Annotated in this window: 16 protein-coding genes and 2 pseudogenes; 6 read left to right on the top strand and 12 right to left on the bottom strand. The window is 58.3% G+C overall.

All coding sequences use genetic code 11. The features are described from left to right. The first annotated feature begins 701 nt into the window (after positions 1–701). Positions 702–1172 carry an HAD family hydrolase gene (locus tag DMP05_RS08765; protein WP_123220087.1) on the top strand — a complete coding sequence of 157 codons (471 nt, stop codon included), beginning with the start codon at positions 702–704 and terminating at the stop codon, positions 1170–1172. A 107-nt stretch (positions 1173–1279) separates the two neighbouring features. On the opposite strand, the pseudogene DMP05_RS08760 reads toward DMP05_RS08765, so the two are convergent. Beyond that, positions 1280–2448 (bottom strand): annotated as a pseudogene (locus DMP05_RS08760) (iron-containing alcohol dehydrogenase). Positions 2449–2531: 83 nt separating this feature from the next. Between DMP05_RS08760 and DMP05_RS10015 the strand changes: the two are divergent. The 4 genes and pseudogenes from DMP05_RS10015 to DMP05_RS08740 all read left to right on the top strand — a co-directional run bounded on the left by DMP05_RS10015 (position 2532) and on the right by DMP05_RS08740 (position 5936). Beyond that, entirely contained in the window at positions 2532–2711 is a 180-nt protein-coding gene (locus tag DMP05_RS10015) for a MerR family DNA-binding transcriptional regulator (protein WP_260162788.1), read from the top strand. 386 nt (positions 2712–3097) lie between these two features. Beyond that, entirely contained in the window at positions 3098–4120 is a 1023-nt protein-coding gene (locus DMP05_RS08750) for a DUF5692 family protein (protein WP_123220086.1), read from the top strand. A 73-nt stretch (positions 4121–4193) separates the two neighbouring features. After that, positions 4194–5153: pseudogene (locus DMP05_RS08745) on the top strand (DUF5692 family protein). 45 nt (positions 5154–5198) lie between these two features. Next, on the top strand, positions 5199–5936 hold the full coding sequence (locus tag DMP05_RS08740; RefSeq protein WP_123220091.1) for a TetR/AcrR family transcriptional regulator: 738 nt from the start codon (positions 5199–5201) through the stop codon (positions 5934–5936). A 106-nt stretch (positions 5937–6042) separates the two neighbouring features. Here the strand turns inward: DMP05_RS08740 and DMP05_RS08735 are convergent, their stop codons facing one another. From DMP05_RS08735 to DMP05_RS08700, 8 genes are all read right to left on the bottom strand, one after another. Further along, positions 6043–7167, bottom strand: a complete 1125-nt coding sequence (locus DMP05_RS08735) for an AI-2E family transporter (RefSeq protein WP_123220085.1) — start codon at positions 7165–7167, stop codon at positions 6043–6045. Positions 7168–7396: 229 nt separating this feature from the next. Then, positions 7397–8041, bottom strand: a complete 645-nt coding sequence (locus DMP05_RS08730) for a metallophosphoesterase family protein (protein ID WP_123220084.1) — start codon at positions 8039–8041, stop codon at positions 7397–7399. Then, the gene (locus tag DMP05_RS08725; RefSeq protein WP_123220083.1) at positions 8038–9072 is read right to left on the bottom strand and encodes an XdhC family protein; all 1035 of its coding nucleotides are present in this window, start codon (positions 9070–9072) and stop codon (positions 8038–8040) included. Before DMP05_RS08725 ends, DMP05_RS08730 begins: the two co-directional genes overlap by 4 nt. A 12-nt stretch (positions 9073–9084) precedes the next feature. After that, the gene (gene yqeB, locus DMP05_RS08720) at positions 9085–9879 is read right to left on the bottom strand and encodes a selenium-dependent molybdenum cofactor biosynthesis protein YqeB (protein ID WP_123220082.1); all 795 of its coding nucleotides are present in this window, start codon (positions 9877–9879) and stop codon (positions 9085–9087) included. Beyond that, positions 9867–10709, bottom strand: coding sequence for a selenium cofactor biosynthesis protein YqeC (gene yqeC, locus DMP05_RS08715; RefSeq protein ID WP_148039722.1), 843 nt, complete (start codon positions 10707–10709; stop codon positions 9867–9869). Before yqeC ends, yqeB begins: the two co-directional genes overlap by 13 nt. 17 nt (positions 10710–10726) lie before the next feature. Next, positions 10727–13018, bottom strand: a complete 2292-nt coding sequence (locus DMP05_RS08710) for a xanthine dehydrogenase family protein molybdopterin-binding subunit (protein ID WP_123220080.1) — start codon at positions 13016–13018, stop codon at positions 10727–10729. Continuing rightward, a complete protein-coding gene (locus tag DMP05_RS08705; protein ID WP_123220079.1) occupies positions 13011–13484 on the bottom strand; it encodes a (2Fe-2S)-binding protein in 474 nt (157 codons plus the stop codon). The genes DMP05_RS08710 and DMP05_RS08705 overlap by 8 nt, the downstream gene beginning before the upstream one ends. Further along, positions 13484–14305, bottom strand: coding sequence for an FAD binding domain-containing protein (locus DMP05_RS08700; protein ID WP_211326875.1), 822 nt, complete (start codon positions 14303–14305; stop codon positions 13484–13486). Before DMP05_RS08700 ends, DMP05_RS08705 begins: the two co-directional genes overlap by 1 nt. A gap of 84 nt (positions 14306–14389) precedes the next feature. Here DMP05_RS08700 and DMP05_RS08695 point away from each other — a divergent pair, with 84 nt between their 5' ends. Then, on the top strand, positions 14390–15256 hold the full coding sequence (locus DMP05_RS08695; protein ID WP_123220078.1) for a nucleotidyltransferase family protein: 867 nt from the start codon (positions 14390–14392) through the stop codon (positions 15254–15256). A 1307-nt stretch (positions 15257–16563) separates the two neighbouring features. Here DMP05_RS08695 and DMP05_RS08685 read toward each other — a convergent pair. The 3 genes from DMP05_RS08685 to DMP05_RS08675 all read right to left on the bottom strand — a co-directional run bounded on the left by DMP05_RS08685 (position 16564) and on the right by DMP05_RS08675 (position 19866). Continuing rightward, a complete protein-coding gene (locus tag DMP05_RS08685) occupies positions 16564–18057 on the bottom strand; it encodes a uracil-xanthine permease family protein (RefSeq protein WP_123220076.1) in 1494 nt (497 codons plus the stop codon). 223 nt (positions 18058–18280) lie between these two features. Continuing rightward, positions 18281–18934 (bottom strand): transposase, encoded by a 654-nt coding sequence (locus DMP05_RS09930; RefSeq protein WP_244595114.1) that lies wholly within the window; start codon positions 18932–18934, stop codon positions 18281–18283. Further along, a complete protein-coding gene (locus tag DMP05_RS08675; RefSeq protein WP_483259529.1) occupies positions 18931–19866 on the bottom strand; it encodes a transposase in 936 nt (311 codons plus the stop codon). Before DMP05_RS08675 ends, DMP05_RS09930 begins: the two co-directional genes overlap by 4 nt. Positions 19867–20090 lie beyond the last annotated feature (224 nt).

Here is a 20090-nt window from a genome sequence, read left to right as displayed (position 1 = left end):
GTCCTACCGCGTCCGCCATGCCCTCATGCAGGAGGGCTAGCCGCTCAGAAAGCGTGCGCACTTCCGATGCTCAGGCTGCTCAATTTCCGATGCTCTTTTTGCTCAAATCCTCTTGACGAAACACATTAGATTTTGGCTCGGATTGGACCGGGCCGATGCGGGCTGCTGTGGGTCGGTATTCGTGCCTTCGCCTCGAGTGACGCACGCTTCTTGGTGGCTTGCTGCTTTGCGGTTTGTTACCTGGCCCCTGTTGTTTGTGACTTGGATTTTGTCGCTTGTCGCGCTTCGTCTGCGTCTTGTGCTGCGCGCTGCGTGCTGTCTGCGGGCACACAGCGCGTCTCTTCCCCGCTGTACTTTCCCGATCGCCTTCTTCTTTGCGTCTTCGTCGAAATCGTGTCCCGATTTCGACTTTTCTGGCAGAGAATTGCGGTTGTGAACGATTTAAAAGAGGTTTGAAGGGCCTTTAACAAGAGCCTATTGTATTGATTTACTTCTGAGCTGGTGTTTTACGAATCGCTTCTTTTAAGGAGGCAATCCATATCGTTCACAACCGCAATTTTCTGCCAAAATCTGCGGAAATCGGACATGCTTGGAATGCTGCGCCGTTTTTAACGGGCATCACAAGTCGGATCGGCTTTGAGTTCGGCATGTTTAGAAAAGCGATAGGCATTCGAGGCCGTGATCGAAAGGAACCCTGCCCTATGTTGGAAATCGACATCCCCGGACGTGGCACGTTCGGGATTCGCCACGTGGTGTGCGACTACAACGGAACCATTGCCGCCGACGGACATCTTATTGAAGGGGTTGCGAGCCGCATTCGAGAAATCACGGAGTTCGCCCAGGTCAGCGTACTTACTGCCGACACATTTGGCACGGTGCGTGCGGAATGCGATGGCCTTCCGGTTGACGTGCGCGTGTTCGCCCGCGACGATGCGAGCGCCTGTAAGGCCTCGATTGTGCGCGAGCTTGGCGCCGAAGGTTGCGTGTGTATCGGCAATGGCTTCAACGACATTACTATGTTTAGTGAAGCCGCGCTTTCGATTGCGATTATGGGAAAAGAAGGCGCATGCGGAAAGCTTTTGACGTGCGCCGATGTCGTGATAACAAACGTGCTTGATGCGTTTGACCTGCTGCTTCGCACCGATCGCCTGCGCGCCACGCTGCGCGGGTGATGCTGCGTGGCGCGCGGCTTAAACCTAATCGCGCGCCGGGGCGTTGCTGCTTCAGATGGACTTCCCTTCTACAGGCATTGCTCGCTTTCTACAAACATGCTCACCTTCTATAAACACTGTTTCAAAACGTTGCGCACGTCTTCCTTGGTGAGTGTTTTGTAACCGCCGTTCATAATGAATGTGGCGGCAACGATGTCGTCCAGGTCGGCCTCAGTCACGCCCAGCTCCGCGAGATTCATCGCAACACCCAGTTCACGCATCCATGCTTCCATTGCCGAAAGGCCCGCTTCGGCGAGCTCGCGTTCGCTTTTGCCCGTAGGGTTGATTCCCCACACGTGCGTCGCGAAACGTGCGAATTTCGGCAACCCGGCATCCATGATGAAGTGATAGTACGGAAGGCTCACGGCGGAAAGCGTCATGCCGTGGGTCGCGTCGGTCACGGCCCCACGCCCTGTCCGAGCATGTGGACCATCCAATCGGTGGGTTTTCCTTTGGCGATGAGCGTGTTTAGCGCCCAGGTCGCCGCCCACATGATGTTGCTGCGCGCTTCGTAATTCTGGTCGTCGTTCGCGGCGATGCGGCCGTTCTCGACTACACTGCGCATAAGGCCCTCGGCGATGCTGTCGCTCACGTTGTCGTCGCTGCCGCTGAAATACTGCTCGCAAATATGGTTGAATGCGTCGTAGATACCGGCCACGACCTGCCTATGCGGCAGGCTCAAAGTGAATTCGGGGTTGAGGATTGAAAACTTAGGCATCACGTCGCTGTTCGCGAAAACGTGGCCCACCTTAAGCTTGGCGGCATGGTCGGTGATCACGGCGCCCGCGTTCATTTCCGAACCCGTGCCGGCCATGGTGAGCACGCATCCCACGGGAACAACGGGGCAGCTCGGCTCCTCGAAGCGAACGAAGTATTTCTCCCAGGGGTCCTCGTCGCAGTTCGCTGAAACCGACACCGCTTTGGAATAGTCGCACACCGAGCCGCCGCCTACTGCCAAAATCAGATCGGCGCTGGCCGCCTTCGCCACGGCAACGCCCTCGCGAAGCTTCTCGACGGTAGGGTTCGGCATAACGCCGGCAATCTCGGTCACGTTTTTACCAGTGGCGTTCAAAACGGCGGCTACCTGGTCATATACGCCGTTTTTCTTGATGGAACCGCCACCGTAGACAAGCACGACGTTCGGGCCGTATTTTGTGAGCTCGTTCGCGAGCCCCTCAAGCGCATTGGGGCCGAAGTAAATCTTGGTTGGATTGTGGTACGTGAAGGTTCCAAGCATATGGTTGTCCCTCTCATCCTATGGGCTTGTTTGTAGAGTGAACCAACCGTAAAACCTAAACCTGGCTTTAGGTCAAGGACTTTTTGAAGGGAATCGACATATTTACGACCGGACAAGTGTCTGAAATGTTCGCCATTCCGGTTTCCACGCTTCGTTACTACAACAAAGAAGGGCTCTTTCCTAATCTGAAGCGCGCGGGAAATTCGTTCTTCCCTGCCAGCGGCCTCGCTGCTTGGGCAGCGCCGTTGGGTTGTGCCTGTTAAACGCTACGAGCATTTAACAGGTTTCGATTGTCGCTACGCCGGGTCGTTCGGGAGTGACGGCTGGGGAAACAGCTTGGCATATGCCTCTACGGCGAACGGTTTGAGCCATGGCGCACGCCGGTGGCCCATACTATAGACCTATGTCGGTGAGCGCCATGCGCGCAACGTGCGAAAGGCGTGCGCGCTGCGCATGAAGCAGGAAAACAAAGCCGCTCGAACGAATCTCTCTACCCTTGATTTGACGAATCAACCCTAAAGCGTCAAACCAACGAAAAATCCCCTTGTTACACTGCGGCCAAGAAAGCGAACTGCAGCAATTGGGGCCATCGGGGAAATGGGCCATTCGAACAGGTTCGCAAGTACGCAAGAGGGAAAGGGGAACCGTCATGTTCTTTTACGAGCCACTCTCGGCGACGGCGATTGTGAGCGTTCTGCTCTATTTGGTATTTCTGATTGGCATGAACGAGCTTTCTCGCCTCAACAAATGGGTCGGCGCCGCAATCTTCATCGCTTTGCCGCTCGCCTTGACCATTTTCGTTTGGCCCCACACCGCTGTCGAAGGCACGGGCGCGGGCACGTGGTTTCAATGGGTGAAAACGTATTCGTGCCTCGCGGGTGCGATTCTCGGATGGCTCATCGTGTACTTCCCCGCCTTCCAGAAGAAATATATCGTGTGCATTCCACCGATTATTTTCGCTATCAATATTCTTGAGGCGTGCATTCGTGACTTCCAGCTCACGGGCGTCAACGGCATCGTGGATGGTTACATGGTGGTTGGCGGCCCGTGGAATGTGATGAACGGCGTCGCCGGCATTCTGAATGCGCTGTGCATCTGCGGTTTCTTTGGCATCATCGTTGGCCGCGGCAAGAAGAAAGACTACGTCTGGCCTGATCAGCTGTGGTTCTGGATCATTGGCTATGACCTGTGGAACTTCGCTTACACCTACAACAGCGTTTCCGACCGCTCTATGTACTGCGGCCTGGTGCTTCTGGCGGCGTGCACGATTCCTGCGTTCTTCATTAAGCGCGGCGCCTATGCTCAGCACCGCGTTCGTACGCTTGCCGTGAACATGATTGTGACCATGACGGTGCCGTGGTTCTTCTTGCACCCGGCGTGCGTGGTACATTCCACGAACGATCCCGCGGCTCATATGACGATTTCGGCTATTGCGCTCATTTTCAACGTGTGCGTGTTCGTCTACCAGGCTTACACGATTTTCGGCAAGAAGCGCAACCCCTTCAAGCAGGAGCTTTATATCGACAACCCGGGCTTCCGCAAGGTGTACCTCGAAAGCATCGACCTTCCCGAAGACCAGCGCGAGGCCGCTTTGGCAAACCTGGAGGAGTTCGGCTACGCCGCCGCGTGGGATGAAAAGGGCCGCGTGAAAACGATGGTGGAGCGTTCCTAGCGCAGATGGCCGACGCGCCGCCGTGCGTCCCAAAAGGCTGCGGCGGCGCGCGCTCGATTCAAGGAGGAAGACCATGGGTATTCTGTATCAAGCATCCGATCCTATGGTGTGGGCGATTTGGCTGTTCGTCGTGTTCGCCCTTATGGCATTCAACGAATTTGGACGCACGAGCGTATGGGGTGGCGTTGCGCTGTTCGTGGTCGCCCCCGTCGTGTTCACGATTTTCGTATGGCCCCACACTGCTGCGCCCGGCAACGAGTATGGCACGGGCAACTGGTTCAATTGGGCGAAAACGTATTCTGCGCTGGCGGGCTGCGTTGGATTTATGGCGTTGCGATTCGTGAAATGGCGCGGTGCCGATGGCCGCGAGCATCATTTGTATGAGAAGCGATGGGCGCTGTGCTTTCCGCCGCTTATTTTGGCGATCAATATTTGCGAAGCCGTGGTGCGCGACATCCAGATGTATACCTACGGCCTGTGGGACGGCGCCGTCGTCGACCACGTGTGGATGATTTCCGGCCCGTGGAACATCATGAACGCGATTGCTGGCATCTTGAACATCATCACCATTTGCGGCTGGTTCGGCATCTTTATCTCGAAAGACAAATCGCGCGACATGATTTGGCCCGATATGCTCTGGATGTGAATTATCGCCTACGATCTGTGGAATTTCGCGTACACGTATAACTGCATGTCCGACCATTCCACGTACACGGGCCTGGCTCTGCTCATTGCCTGCACCGTCCCCACGTTCTTCACGAAGCGTGGTGCATGGTTGCAGCATCGCGCGCAAACCCTGGCGCTCTATGCGATGTTCGCCATGGCGCTCCCGCAGTTCTATACGTTTGCGGAAATTCCCACGACGCATAACCCCACTGCGTTCTTTGTCGTAAGTCTGATTGCGTTGATTTCCAACGTGGCGCTTGCCGCCTACCAGCTCCATCGAATTCGCGCGCGTAAGCTCAACCCGCTGAAAGATGAGCTCTATAATGACACCAAGAATTATCGAGAGGTCGTTGAAGAGAATCGCTAACCGGCGCATTTCGTTTTCGTGCATCGCGTTTGGCACGACGGCCCCATGCTAGACGAAGGAGCCGTCGTGCCGGCACGAAAGAGTGCTTCCATTTCCGAATTCGCTTCCGACCTGCCGCATCATGTGACTCGCCAGCTGAGGCAGAGCGTGCGGTTGAATGGCGTGGCCGGGGATATCATGCAGGCGGCGCGCGAGCTGTTCGAGACTGAAGGCGTGGCCGCCACGAGCATGGCGGCCATTGCGCGCAAGGCTGGTGTGGCACGCAGCCTTGTGTATTACTACTTCCCCGATAAACAGGCCGTGATCGATGCTGTGCTCGACGATTTCCTTGAAGATATCGTCGAAAGTGTGTCGACATGGAACGAGCTGCGTGCGTTCGGCGACACGCCTTCAGAGCTAAAGAACTGCGTTGCCGCGTTCAGGCGCACTTTGTATACGAGTTCGGGGCAGCCGCGCCCCATGTTCGCTGTGCTTGAAGAGCTGGGGGTGCGCGACCGATTCGCTACGCGGGCCGTTCGTGAAAGCGTCGCCTGCATTCAGAACTACATCGTGTCGGAATATATGGCGTATCGAACCATTGACATTCAGCTGATTCCCGAGACGTTCGGCCTGGTGCTTTTCGGTATCGTGGGTATGATGAAGGCGAAGCCCGACATCACCGACGAAGAGCTTGCGACGCTCATTGCACAAACGCTTCGTCTTGATATGACGGTGATGGCTCCCCCGCCGTGGCCCGAGCATCCCGATGCACCCACCCTTCAAACGGAAACTCAGATGCGGTAATACCTTGGGCCCGATTGGGTCGTCAAACCTGCTAAATGCTCGTAGCGTTTAGCAGGTTTCTGCGATTGGCTTGCGACTATTCGGGGGTTTAACGACCTGCTAAACGCTACGAGCATTTAGCAGATTCATTTTCCTCATCCATTTTGGCGAAGTGTTCCATGAGCAGCGTGCGCACGGTGGAAATCACGGGCACGCCCAAAAGCACGCCTAGAAGGCCGAACAGCGAGCCGCCGGCGATAACCGCGACAAATACCCAGATGCTCGGCAGGCCCACCGACTGCCCCACGACGTTCGGGTAAATCAAGTGGCCCTCGATTTGCTGCAGAATAATCAGGAAGATGATGAACTGTACCGCTTGCAAGGGGTCTTGCGACAGAATCATCGCAGCGCCCATGATGCCGCCGATCCATGCGCCGGCGAACGGAATGAGTGAGGTCACACCCACAATAAGGCCAATTGAGGCTGCGTAGGGAAAATGCAGGATGGTGCCGCCGATAGCGCACAGCGTACCCAAGATGACTGCCTCGATGCATTGGCCGCGAATAAAGCGTGAGAAGCAATCGTTGGTAATGGCGCATGCGTGGAGCACGCGCTCGCGCACTTCGTCGCTGGGAATGAGAGTCGCAAGGCGCATGGCGCCGGCATGCACGCGGTCTTTGTCGAGCAGCAGGTACAGCGCGAAAATCATGCCCAGCAGAATGGACAGCGTCACGTGTGCGACCTCGCCGCTCGTTTGGGCCACGATGCGCAGCGCTTGGTCGGTTCCGCCTATGGCTGCCAGGGCTTTCTCGCCCAGGGAGCTCCATGTGGCATCGTTGAGGATCATGCTCTTTTCGGCGCCGGGAAGGTTCGCGATTGCTTGCGAAGCCATGGTCGCGCCTTCGGAAACGCCATTGATGATAGCCGAGCCGACCGATTTGAACTCGCTGCCCACGAATGTGGTGAGCGCAACGAGCGCGAGTGTGACAGCGGCAATTGCCAAAATGACGCAAATCGGGCGGCGGCTCTTAGTGACAAAGACGTTGGTCGAGCGGGGGAACCATCGCGATTCCAGGCTCGCGGCGATGAAGTTGAGCAGGTATGCCATAACGGCGCCCACCGCCAGCGGTTGCAATGCTTGGCATACGCTTGAGAGGATTTCGCACACGCCGTCGAAGCGAACGACGATGAGTGCTGCCGCTGCGATGGCCGCTACAAGAATAAGAACGTATCGAATGCTGTGCTTGTTCATGGGGTCCTGTCGGTTGGTGGGACGAGGCGCCGTGCGCCGCTGCTTGCTTTTCGCACCAGTATAAACGCGCGTGGCAAGGAAGCGGCGCGATTGCCTACTTGTCGGCCTTTCGTGAAGAGGTCTTCACGTGGTCGACATGTGGAGCTCACGGTCGATGGATCGGCATAAAGGAATGAACCTTCAAAATATGGAATATGCCAAAGATTGAGCCGAGCGCCACGCCGTAAATTCAGCGCTCTTCCAGCGCCTCCACTTTGCGCTTTTCGTCTACAAGAAACGCATCGAGTCGAGCGTCTCCTGTTTCGTTGACCCAGAAGGGCCATTTCACGCGTGTTGGATATGTCACGCCATCGAATCGTGCGTGCAGCTGCGCCAGGCTTACGGGGCGATATTCGTTCGCATCGACGCCCGCATCAAAACGCAAAAGCCCCTGTGCAAGGTTTGCATCGTTATAGGCGGACCCTTGGCTGTGAATATGCCCGTGAATGTGCCAGCTGCCGTGTCCCATCGATTGCCAATCGGCCATGGGGTAATGGCTCATCACGATTTTCACGCCGTCGACTTTCAATACCTTGATTGGCGGTTCTACGATAAACGCGTCGGCGACTTCGGGCTGGCGCCAATCTTTGTCGTGATTGCCGTGCACGAGGTGGATTTTCTTGCAGCGAATGAGTTTCCGCAGCTCATAAGCTTGCTGCACGGTGAGCTTGAATGAAAAGTCACCCAGGATGTAAAGCTCGTCGCTCGGTTCGACGCATGCATTGATATTCTCGATGAGCGCATAGTTCATATCATCGATATCATCCCATGGCCGCTCGCTGAATTTCAGCACGTTGGCGTGTCCGAAATGGGTGTCGGAAGTAAACCATATCATTGCGATTCGCCTGTCCCCCTCCGCATTTCCGCGCGGCGCATGATGCACTCCGCCGCGACGCTCACGGCGATTTCCTCGGGCGTTTCTGCGGCGATGTCAAGGCCGATGGGCATATGTACGGCGTCAATCGCCTCTTGCGGTATTCCCGCATTCAGCATGAGTTCTCGCCCGGTTGCGATTTTTCGCCGTGACCCCATGAGTCCGACGTATGCCAAAGGCCGGCGAAGCACCTGTTCAAGAAGGGCGTAATCGCTGCGATGGGTGTGTGTCATGATGATGACGAAATCGTGCTTGTCCAAGGTCAGCGACGCTGCGATGTTGTCGTAATCGCCCAAGATGACATCATGCGCTTCGGGCACGCGCGAGTGCTGGGCGAATTCGGGGCGGCAATCGAACAGTGTGCAGCAGAACCCGACGCGCGAGAGGGCCGATACGGTCGCGCGGCCCACGTGCCCGCCGCCGAAAACGATGGCTCGCGTGGGCAGCGAGACGGGCATCACGAAACGGCCGTCAATGACGGCTCTGTGCTCAAGGCCTGCGATGAGGCTCGCCTGCATGCCGTGCTCTCCTGCCAAAGGCGCACCGTTGGCATCGAGCAGGGCGACAGTGCTTTCGTTCGATTGTCCGCCTTCGGAACATTTCACGACGAGATAGGAAGGAATGCGCTGGTCAATGCAGCGAAGCATTTCGCGTGCGGCATCGCGCCAATGCGTATCGCTGGCATTCACGGGTGTGTACAGAAGGGTCGCATCCCCGCCGCAGGCCATATCGAGGCCTTTTTTGGAGGCGAACTTCAGCTCCATGTTTTCGACGAGGCTCAGATTGCCGCCCAGCATGCCATGCGCTTTCTTGATGGCGTGGGCCTCGACGGCGCCGCCGCCAATGGTGCCGCACACAAGCCCTTTTTCGTCGACGAGCATTTGCGAGCCCGCGTGGCGTGGCGTGGAGCCTTTACTTTCCATTATGGTAACCAGCACCAAATCGCGTGCCTCGCGCGAGGCACGCGCGATATGTTCTGCAATCGTTCGCATGTTTTATTCCGCCTATGCTTTCGTGAGCGTGTCGCTCAAATGAAGAATGGCTTCCAGCACGCCGCCTGCGACTGCCAGGCCTTTGTCCGATACCGTTTCGCAGTGGCTCACTTCGTCGCGCGGATCGATATCGCCGCACTTCAAGCCCTTGGTAACATGCGTTCCGCCAGCAAGCAGGCCTCGTAGCGTGCCGGTGAGGGTGGCAATAACAGGGGCGTCGTCCACGTATGCGACGGCCTGTCCCGCCTCGACGTGGTCGCGAATTGAAGCGACTTCGCGGAAAGTTCCATCGCTTGGCGCGCGCAGCACGCGCTCGCCTGCGAAGCCGCCTACAAGCCCCGGCACTGCGGTGTTTGGAAGTGCCGAACCCTCGTAATACACGCGACCGAGCGTGTGGCCGCGCATGGTTTCGACCACGGCGTGGCAGTCGTCGCCCGCCGTGAATCCAGGGCCAATGCCAATTACGATAGGTGCCATGCCGATGGTGGTTCCCACGTTGCGCTTGGCCAAAATGGCGTCGACCAGCACGTCAGGTTCAAGCCAAATGCATGAGCATTTCGGGTCGACGAGCACGGGAACGACCCCTTCGAGCGTTCGTCGCAGCGCATCATCGACGCTTTCAGCACGCATGCCAACGACGCCTTCCACCTGGGTTTTCCCTGAATGAATAGCTTCGCTGAAGGCGACTGTGCGACGGACCGTCAAGGGATGTTCGACCTCCGTCATAATGACGGAGGCGCCGCATTTGTGCAGGCGCAATGCAATCGCGCTGGCAATATCGCCAGCTCCGCGAATTATCGCAAGCATCGAAATTCTTTCCTCCAAAGGCTTCCCGCAACCACGGGGGTTGTGCAGAGCGCCGCTATGCGCTCGGCGACTCGCCAGTCGTTGTCGGATTCAACCTTGTTGATCAAAACCATATCGTGCAGGCCTTCTGCTTCAAGCACGTGCGCTACCATTTCGGTCGTTACGGCATCGGTGCTCGAGGCATCTGCCAGCTGCGCAAAGCGTTCCGCTCGATGGCAGGCCTGCGAAATAGGGCTGCCCACGCCATCGATCCCCACGACCCAGACCGTTCGCTTCGCGCATTCGGGAATCACGGGCTCGTGCTCCGCATGCGCTTTCAGGGGCAGCATTTTTGCTCCGTCGGCTTCAACGAGCAGGTAGTCGGCCGCGGCTTCCAGTTCCGAAAACGCCATGCTCGGCGCGTCGATCTTGCCCGTTGGCCCATGGATGCGTCCCACGCAGACGATAGGGTGCGTCGATAGCGCTAATCTCACTTCGTCTATTGTGGGGTCGAGCAGAACCGGACACCAATCGGGTACGAACATTTTGGTGCTCGTGGCCACGATTACGTGTGCGCGGCGGGGCGCTTTGACGATGGCGTTCTCTTTTGCGGCGGGGCGCCTGGTTGACGGCTCGCCGCCATCAACCGACGGCTTATCGCCTGCGGCCTCCTCGGTCGGGCAGTCTTCGTTCGGCGATGTTCCGACCTGGGGTTTGCCGGTTGCGGTTTCAGCGGCTACGAACTCCGCGCTCGCGGCCCGTCCGGTTGCCAGTTCTTCAGCCAGGGCGCGCAAAAGCGTCGATTTCCCGCCGCTTCCGATGATGGCCGTGGTTTTCCGCGGTATGTGCAAAAACTCGCTTAGAATGCCTACTCCTCGGGTTTCGCGAGCACGATATGCTCGGGCAGAATGGGCAGCTCGCGATGCCACACGCCTGTCGCGCGGTAAATTGCCTGCGTAATCGCGGGGGCCGGTGTATTAATGACGATTTCGCCGATCGACTTCGCGCCGAACGGACCCGTGGGTTCGTAGGAATTCTCAAACTCGACGTGAATGTGGCCCGTGTCAAGACGAGTGGGCAAACGGTACGTGAACAGGTTTGATTCGCGAATGCGACCCTTGGGCGTGCGCGTCACGTCTTCCATGAGCGTGTGGCCGATGCCCTGCACGATGCCGCCTTCGGCCTGAATGCGCGCAAGTGCCGGATTGATGGGAATACCGCAGTCGACGACGCTCGCGTAATTGAGCACTTCAACTACGCCGGTTTCGCGGTCAAGTTCAATCTCGGCCATGCCTACCATGAACGGCGGCGGTGAGACAGGGGAAGAATGCATGGCGGTGGCTTCGGGTGCCAGGCAATTGCTTACCTGGCTTTTCGTGGCCACATCGACGAGTGACATTTCCTCGCCCGTCGCTTCGCGCACCACGCGCCCGTCTTCGAAGCTCAGCTCGTTCGCGTCGCACTCCAGCGCTTCGGCGGCGATGGCACATAAGCGTTCTTTCAGCTGTGTACACGCCTTTTGCACGGCCATGCCGGTGACATACGTGGTGGAAGAGGCGTATGAGCCCGAATCGTAGGGCGACGCATCGGTGTCGGCGCCAAACACGGAAACGTCGTCGACCGAGCAATCCATATGCTCGGCGACCATCTGCGCCAAAATGGTGTCGCAGCCTGTGCCCATGTCCGCCGCGCCGATGATCAGCATGTACGTGCCGTCGTCGTTGAGCTTGATGGTGACCGAGCCCACGTCAATGCCGGAAATGCCTGAGCCTTGCATCGACATGCCCACGCCTGCCGCGCGAACCTTGCCGTTGCCCATGTCGCGCACGGGGTATTTCGCTTTCCAGTCGAACATGTCGGCGCAATGCTTCAAGCAGCGGTCGAGCGCGCACGCATTGGCGATTTCGCCGAAGTATGCGGGCATCTCCATGCCTTCGCGCACCATGTTCTGTTCGCGCAGCTCAACGGGGTCGCGGCCGAGCTTTTCGGCCAGCTCGTTCACGGTGGTTTCAACGGCGAATTGGCCCTGCGTGGCGCCGAAGCCTCGGTAGGCACCCGAAGGCTGCATGTTCGTGTACACCACGTTTGCGGTAAATTTGAATGCTTCGAGCGACCCAGTATACAGCGGAATGGACTTATGGCCAGTAAGGCCGACCGTCGCCCAACCGTGCTCGCCATAGGCGCCCGAATTCGACAGCGTGGTCACGCCGAGCGCGCGAATGCGGCCGTCGTTGTTCGCGCCCAAGCGCACGGTGATTTCCATCTCGTGGCGCGGAGAGCCGCAGGTCTGCGATTCTTCGCGCGTGTATACGCACATGGCGGCACGGCCCGTCTTCATCGTGACGAATGCGGGGTACACCTCGCACACTGCGGTCTGCTTTGCGCCGAAGCCTCCGCCAATGCGGGGCTTTTCGACGCGAATGCGGCCTTTCGGAATGCCGAGCGCGTTCGATAAGATGCGGCGCACATGAAAGACGACCTGCGTGGATGAAATCACGTGCAAGCGCCCGTAGCGGTCGAGCTCGGTGTAGGTGCGGAAGGTCTCCATCATTGCCTGGTTGTAGGCCTTGGTGTGGTAGGTGCGTTCCAAAACCACATCGCAATCGGCCAGCACGGCCTCGATGTCGCCGCCTTCGTCGGCCGTGGTGCCCACGAGGTTGCGCGTGTTGTCGCCGCCCAAATCGCACAGCATGCGCCAGTTGTCTTCGGGATGCACGAGCACCGGGTTGTCTTTGGCGGTGCGGAAATCCAAAACGGGTTCGAGTACGTCGTAGGTAACCTTGATGCGCTCGAGCGCCTTATTGGCGGCTGCTTCATTTTCGGCAGCGACGATTGCCACCACGTCGCCTACGAAGCGAACGTGGCGATCGATGATGAGGCGGTCGTAGGGGCTCGTTTCGGGGTAGGTTTGGCCCGCGTTCGAAAAGCGCTCGTTCGGCACGTCTTCCCATGTGAATACGTCAACCACGCCGGCGACCTTTTTCGCCTTCGAGGTGTCGATAGTCTCGACGATGGCATTGGCGTGCGGGCTTCGCAGCAGCTTCACCACGAGCGCGTCGCGCACGATATCTTCGGTATACAGGGGCTTGCCCAGCAGTTGCTGCATCGCGTCTTTCTTGCGGACCGACTTGCCCACCGATTGGTACTCGGGTCTATTCATGGTTGGCCCCTTCCTCATGCCTGCTGTTCAGGAAGGCGCGGATGCCGCGCAGCTGGCCTTCATAGCCCGAGCAGCGGCACAGGTTGCCGCTCAGGTACGCGAGAATTTCCCCGTCAGACGGGTCGGGGTTTTCGCGAAGCAGCGCGATGGTATTCATGACGAAGCCGGGATTGCAAAAGCCGCATTGCTCGGCGCCTTGGTCGGCAATGAAGCCGACGAATTCCGACGCTTCTTCTTGCAGGCCTTCGAGCGTGTGCACGCTGCGGCCGTTGGCGCGCGCCGCGAGCGTTGAGCACGAAAGCACGGGTTCGTCGTCCATGAGCACGGTACACAAACCGCAGCTCGAGGTTTCGCAGCCGCGCTTCACGCTCAAGCAGCCATGCGCGCGCACGAAATCGATGAGGAGCGTGTCGGCGGGAACGTCGTCGGAAACCATGGTTCCGTTCAGCTTGATTTTGATTTCCATTACTGCACCTCTTTCAGGGCCAGAAGCGCGCGACGCGTGAGCACGGGCACGAGTGCGCGTCGGTATTCGACGCTGCCCCACATGTTGCCCGAGACGGTCACGGCGCCGGCGGCGTAGTCGGCGAACGCGGCAGCGCTTTCCTCGGTAATGCCGCCGGCGAGGAGCCCCTGCTCATCGCGAAGCACCACGGCACGCGCGGGACGCGAACCCACGACGACGCGCCACTCACCCGCCACCTGGGCCGCAGCGCAGTTCAGTGAAGGGATGTCAGTGCGCTGCTTGCGCACGGCTTGGTATGAGAACGCGCCCGGCTGCTTCTTCACGACGAGGCGCACCAAAACGTCTTTGTCGTAAGGCATGCGCGCGAATTCTTCCAGGGGCACGATGCCGCCCTTGTAGAGTTCGACGTAACTATCCATAGCAAGGAAAACCGTGAGAATGTCGGAAAAGCCCATGCGGCGCCACAGGCTTCCGCCGAGCGTTGCGCCGTTGCGGAACTGCACGCCCACGATGTCTTTGAAGGCGGCTTCCACCGCGCCGCAGGAATAGGCGGCGAGGCCTGGATGCTTCTCCATTTGGCGCAGGGTGACCATGGCGCCAATGCGAAATTCCTCGTCGGTTTCTTCGATTTGGTTGAGACCCAGATCGCACAAATCGATGGCGGTGCCGAAGGAGTGGGTGCCCATTTTCATCCACATGGTGCCGGCCACGATGCGGTTGCGCTTTTTCTGGTTGAGCTCCCAGGCTTCGTCGAGGGTTTGCGGGCGCTCGTATTTTTGGAAGGTAATAATGTTTCTCGCCCCATTACTTGAGGTTGGCATAGTCGCTCATATTATACTGTGGCCTGCGATTAATTCTCAAATTCAGCCCGTCCAACCATCGAATTTGCAAAGGCGAATGCTGCTATGCCACACGCTGCCGACAACCGCACATTGAAGCACGGATGCATCGTTATGGCATCGGGCGTGGGAGTGCGTTTCGGGGGCAATAAACTCATGGCCGAGCTTTGCGGCGCGCCGCTGATCGGCCATGTTGTGCGAGCAACCGATGATTTGTTCAGCCGGCGCGTGGTGGTCACGCGCCATGCTGACGTGGCTGCGTTGTGCGAGACGCTGGGCGCGCAGGTGATTTTGCACGACAAACCTTGTCGGAATGACACGGTGCGCCTGGGCATGGAGGCCATGGACGGGTGCGATACGGTCACGTTCGTCCAGGGCGACCAGCCGCTTATTCGTCCAGCGAGCATTGCCGCGCTTCTTCGCGCCGCCGAGCGCGATGCTGCTGGTGCCGCGAGACGCGATGCTGCGGGGCGCGGCGTTGCGGATGTTGCGGGATGCGATGCTGTCAGTGCAGCGCTGGCCGATACTGCGGAAGGCGGCGTTGCGGAGGACTACGCCATGGAGCTCGATGCTGTGAAGTGCGACGTTGATGCTGCTGCTGGGTGTGATGCTGCGGAATCCGATGTCGCCGCTGCCGCGAAACATGACGCCGTGGAGTGCAATGCTGCGGAGAGTGGCGTTGCGCGCATTTGGCGCACCAGCTTCGATGGCGTGCCGGGCGCGCCCGTGCTTTTTCCTTCATGGGCGTTCGACGAGCTTCGTTCTCTTCCCCGTGGTAAGGGCGGCGGATTCGTGGCGAAAACGCATGCGGAATGCGTTCGAACCATTGAGGTTTCAAGCGAATGGGAGCTGTTCGACGTGGATACGCGCGACGATTTGGAGCAGCTGCAGACGCATGTTGCGCGCTGCGGCAGTGCAGGTTTGCCGCGCTGACGCTTTTCGTCGCGCCGATTTTGCCTGCGCGTTCCATCCGGTGTTCTAGGCATGTGCCCCAGCTGGGTGTTCTGCTGCGCCCCTTGGCTAGATATCCCAGCAGGGCGCCCTGTTGTGCTTTCTGGCCCGATAATGGGCATCCATTACATTCAGTCCATTGCGTTCGTAACCGAGTGCCGCCGATTCGGTTTGATTCAATTTCCTAGTTTGCAGCTTCTGTTCTTTATTCTGGCACTTCGCTTATTCCACCACTCCCGATCGCTTCTTTCTGCTGGTTGCAAATTTGGTTTTTGCTGCAACGCGAATGCTGTATTGCATGGGCCGCGTGTAGCATTGCTCGGCATGCGCGAAATTACCGTTAATTTTTACTCTTTCCCTTCCCTCTTTTCTCGGTTTCTTTCATCTTCTCTTCGTGCTTGCTCCGGGCTTGCTTCGAGTCTACTGTTGGTGCCTTCTTGAACAATTTGCTCTTGCTTGATATTTGGTCCGAATTGTCAACTTTTTGGCACAAATTTGCGGTTGTGCACGATTGGGAACGCATTGTTCCTGCCTCCGGTAAATCGTGACCTGGGGTTTTGCAAAAACGAAGCATCTTTGGGGCCTTTTCTGAGTGCTAAGACCGTTCACAACCGCAAATTTCTGCCATTTTTTGCAGAATCGGGACATGATTTGGGCCGCGTCGGCCCGTTCGGGCTTGCCGTGGAGGGATTTATGGGAGGTGCTGTGGGAATGGACGCGGAAAAGCTTGTTAGGCAAGCGCTGCGATAGTCCGATTGGGCGTGCGTTGCGAAAGTTCGCATGCAACAGTGCGCGCAGAAAGCGCGTGCGGAAAACCCGACCACGCAAGTGCGATAGGAATGTACTCGGAAGAGCCTGATCAGATAAATGCAATAAGGATGGATGCGGAAAGGGTGAACAATCAAGCAGAATGGGGATGGGGAATGAAGAGCCCGATTGGCCAGAGACAATGAGATTGGGTGCGAAAAGACTGCTCGGACAGATGTGGAGACCCTGGACGCGTGGACGTACATTTTATCCGAGCTCTTAAATGCGTCCGACGAATTTAAGGGTGCAAAAAGGGGCATCGGCCTGTGCCGATGCCCCTAGGCCAGACATGTCTTTTACCTTATGAGCCGGAGACGATGTTGCGGTTGAAGATGGACTGTTTCATCGTTCGCATTTCGGACAGGCAACAAAGAACGGCGCCCTGTCTCTCGCGAAAGAAACAGGGCGCCGTTCGCTTGGATGTATAAGAACGATTTGGGCCAAAAGTTCGAATGCCAACCTTGAGCCGCTCGTTTAGCTCGTTAAGCGTTCGCGTCCTTCTCGGGCGTTTTCTCGTTTTCGTCTTTGGGAAGCACGATGTTCAAAATGATGGCGACCGCGGCTGCGGCGACAATGCCAGAGCCGCCGAAAATCAGGCCGACGAACTCGGGCGAACCAGCCAGCACGGCGGGGTTCGCGCCAATGCCGTAGCCTAGGCCAAGTGCGACGGAAACGATGCTCAAGTTGCGCGGCGTAAGGGGTTCGCGTGTGATCAACTGAATGCCGCTCACCACGATGGAGGCGAACATCATAACGGCCGCGCCGCCGAGGACCGACTGGGGCATGATGGAGACCACGGCGCCGAGCTTCGGGCACAAGCCGCACAGAATCAGGAATACGGCGCCGCAGGCCAGGGCCTTGCGGTTGACCATTTTGGTCATGGTGACCAGGCCGACGTTCTGGCTGAACGAGGTGTTGGGCAGCACGCCGAACATGGCTGCGAGCGACGAGCCCAAGCCGTCGCACACAACGCCGCCGGAAAGCTCTTTGTCGGTAGCCTCGCGATTCATGCCGCCTTGCGTGACGCCCGAAATGTCGCCAACAGTCTCGACGGCCGTGACGATGAACATCACCAGCACAGGCGCAATGGCTCGCATGTCGAAGACAGGCATGACGGGCAGAAGGTTCGGAATGGCGAACCATGACGCCGCAGCGACCTTATCCCAGTTCAGAACCCATGCTTTTGTGTATTCCACGCCATCGGCGGTCACACCAGTCGTAGGAAGCACCAGGCCCATGATGCCGGCGACGACATATCCCATGATAATGCCAGCCAAAATGGAAGAGGCGCTTACAAAGCCCGTGGTCGCATGCTTCACGGCGAGAATGACGATGAGCACGATGAGCGCCAAGCACAGATTCTCGAACGAGCCGAAGTCGGGTGCGGTGTTGCCGCCGCCGAAGGCGTTCACGCCGACGCTGATAAGGCTTAAGCCGATGGAAAGCACGACGGTGCCCGTAACGACCGCCGGGAAGAAGCGGCGCAGGGGTTTTAGGAAGAAGCCCAGAACGGCCTCGAACAAACCGCCGATGAGCGATGCGCCCATGATGGCGCCATAGGCGATAAGGCCGCCGCCCATCGATGCGGCCACCGAGTTAAACACGCCGATGAAGCCCGAAGACGTGCCCATAATGATGGGCACCTTGCCGCCGACGGGGCCAATGCCGAAAAGCTGGATGAGAGTTACGACACCCGCGATCCACATGGCATTTTGCAACAGGGAAAGCTGCACGTCGGCGAATTCGGCGCCGGCCAATCCGCATGCGCTCGTCACAATAAGCAGCGGAGTCAAATTTCCCACGAACATTGCCAGAACATGCTGCAAGCCCAAGGGGATTGCTTGCGCGAGCGGCATGTCGCCCTCGAACGAGAATACGCCGAGCGACCTCGTTTTCTCGGGGGTCCCTTTCGAAGATTCACCCGCAGGTTCTTCTACTTGAGCCTGCGCTGTGACCTCCTGTTTTTCATCTGTCATTGGCATCCCTTTCTGAAAGCACATTAAGAGAAAAAATAGCACTCCACCACGCTATTTTGAAGAAGCCAAAATAAGAAATTTGGCCAGCAAACATATTCTTTTTCGAGAACACTTGGGCCATAGTCTGAATTCTTTTTTGCTGGCTTGAGATCGCAATGAAAAAGGGGCTGTATCAAAAGCAATTTTGGTGCAGCCCCTTCTTTGCGCCCAAAATCCTAAGACGTCACGGCTTGCCGCGAAGGGGCAGGAAGAAGAGGCGTTCCTGCGCCGCAGCCCCCGCCATCGCCTTTCTCTTTTTGGATTCCGCGAGAAAGAGCTTCCGTATGTTGTGTCCCGTGGCGACCAGCCTCCACTCGAGCGTCACCTTCTCGAGGCCCCTGAGCGTGAACCTCGTGAACCCGAGATTTCTCTTGATGTCGCCGAACACGGTCTCCACATCGACGGAGCGCTTCTTCCTCAAAGCGGACCCGATCTCGGTGTGCAGCATCTCGCTGGCGCGCCTTCTGAATGCGTTCAGGGCCGGGTTCACCTGGATCCGCTTGGGCGTGTCGGGGCTTGCCGACTTCGAGCACTTCGCCTTGCGCGGGCAGCCGGAGCAGCTCTCGCACTCGTAGACCCGCACCACGCTCTCGTAGCCCAGCTCCGACACCCGCGACGATTCCTTGAGGAAGACGAGCGTTTTGCCCTCCGGGCAGGTATGCTCGTCGGACTCTTCGTCGTATTCCCAGTTGGCGACCCTCATCTCGTCCTCGCGCCACTTCCTGTTGTGGCATTCGCGGAAGAACTCGCCGTGCTTGACGTAGGCGTCGACGCCCTCGGCTTCGAGGTAGGCGTAGTTCTCCTCGCTGCCGTAGCCGGCGTCGGCCACGAAGTTCAGGGGCAGGCGGCCAATCCTTTCCTTGACGTGCTCGCAGTGCGGGATGGCGCACGCGGTGTCGCCGGGGCGCTGGTGTCGACGATGAACTGGTTCTCGGTGCCGGCCTGCACGTTGTAGCCCGCCTTGAGCTGGCCGTTTCCCATGGCGTCGTCCTTCATCCGCATGAACGTGGCGTCCGGGTCCGTTTTCGAGAAGCTCTTGTGGCCGGCGAAGGTGGCCTGCTGCCGCTCGTACTTCTCCATCCTGGGGAGATAGTCGCGGCCGATGGCGGCGGAGGCCCTTTTCAGCTCCTTGGCCTCGGCGTCTTTGCCTTCGCCCGCCTCTCGCTTGGCCTTGAGCCTCGCGTTGATCCTGTCCGCGGCGCCGCGGATCGCGTCGACGTCGACCTCGGAGGGGTCGGCGGGGGCCAGCGCGTCCTCCTCGTCGTTCATCTCGTCGATGGCCTCGAGATGGGCGTGCACCTTGCGGCGGAGCGCCTCCTGGTACCTGTCGGCGGACTTCTTCCACACGAACGTGAACTTGTTGGCGTTGGCCTCGATCTTGGTGCCGTCGAGGAAGTAGGTGTCGAGCGTGATGTATCCTGCCTCGGCAAGCACGGCGATGACCTCGGAGAACACGTCTTCGAACACGGGCCGGATGCGCTCGGAGCGGAAGCGGTTGACCGTGTTGTGGTCGAGCGGCCGCATGCCGGTGAGCCACATGAGGTTCACCGGCATGCGGGTGGCCGCCGCGATCTTGCGGCTCGAGTAGATTCCGCTGGCGTAGCAGAACAAGACGACCTTCAGCATCATCGACGGGTCGTGGGCCGAAGCGCCGCCGCCGGGGTAGGCGGACTCGAGAGCCGAGCGGTCCATGCCTTCGACGATGGAGTCGACCACGCGCACAAGGGCGTTTTCGGGGATGAGCTCTCCGACGGAGGGCGGGAAGAGCATGGGCTGGTGCTGCGTGCAGGGCTGAGCTTCGGAGTCGCTATTTTGTCTCCTGGCCTGGGGAAAGAATGGCTTCATTATAGCATATTCGCAGGTCAGAAGCCTTTTTAGTAAAACTTGATGCGATATATGCAGCAACGATATGGCCATCTGGGAGGCCGGAAATAGGAAGACCCGCCAAAACCCTTCGATTTTGACGGGTCGTGCTGTAGCAATAGTTTTGATAC

Origin of the sequence: Slackia isoflavoniconvertens (assembly GCF_003725955.1) — a bacterium.
Lineage (GTDB): Bacteria > Actinomycetota > Coriobacteriia > Coriobacteriales > Eggerthellaceae > Slackia > Slackia isoflavoniconvertens.
This window is presented reverse-complemented; position numbering and strand designations above follow the sequence as displayed.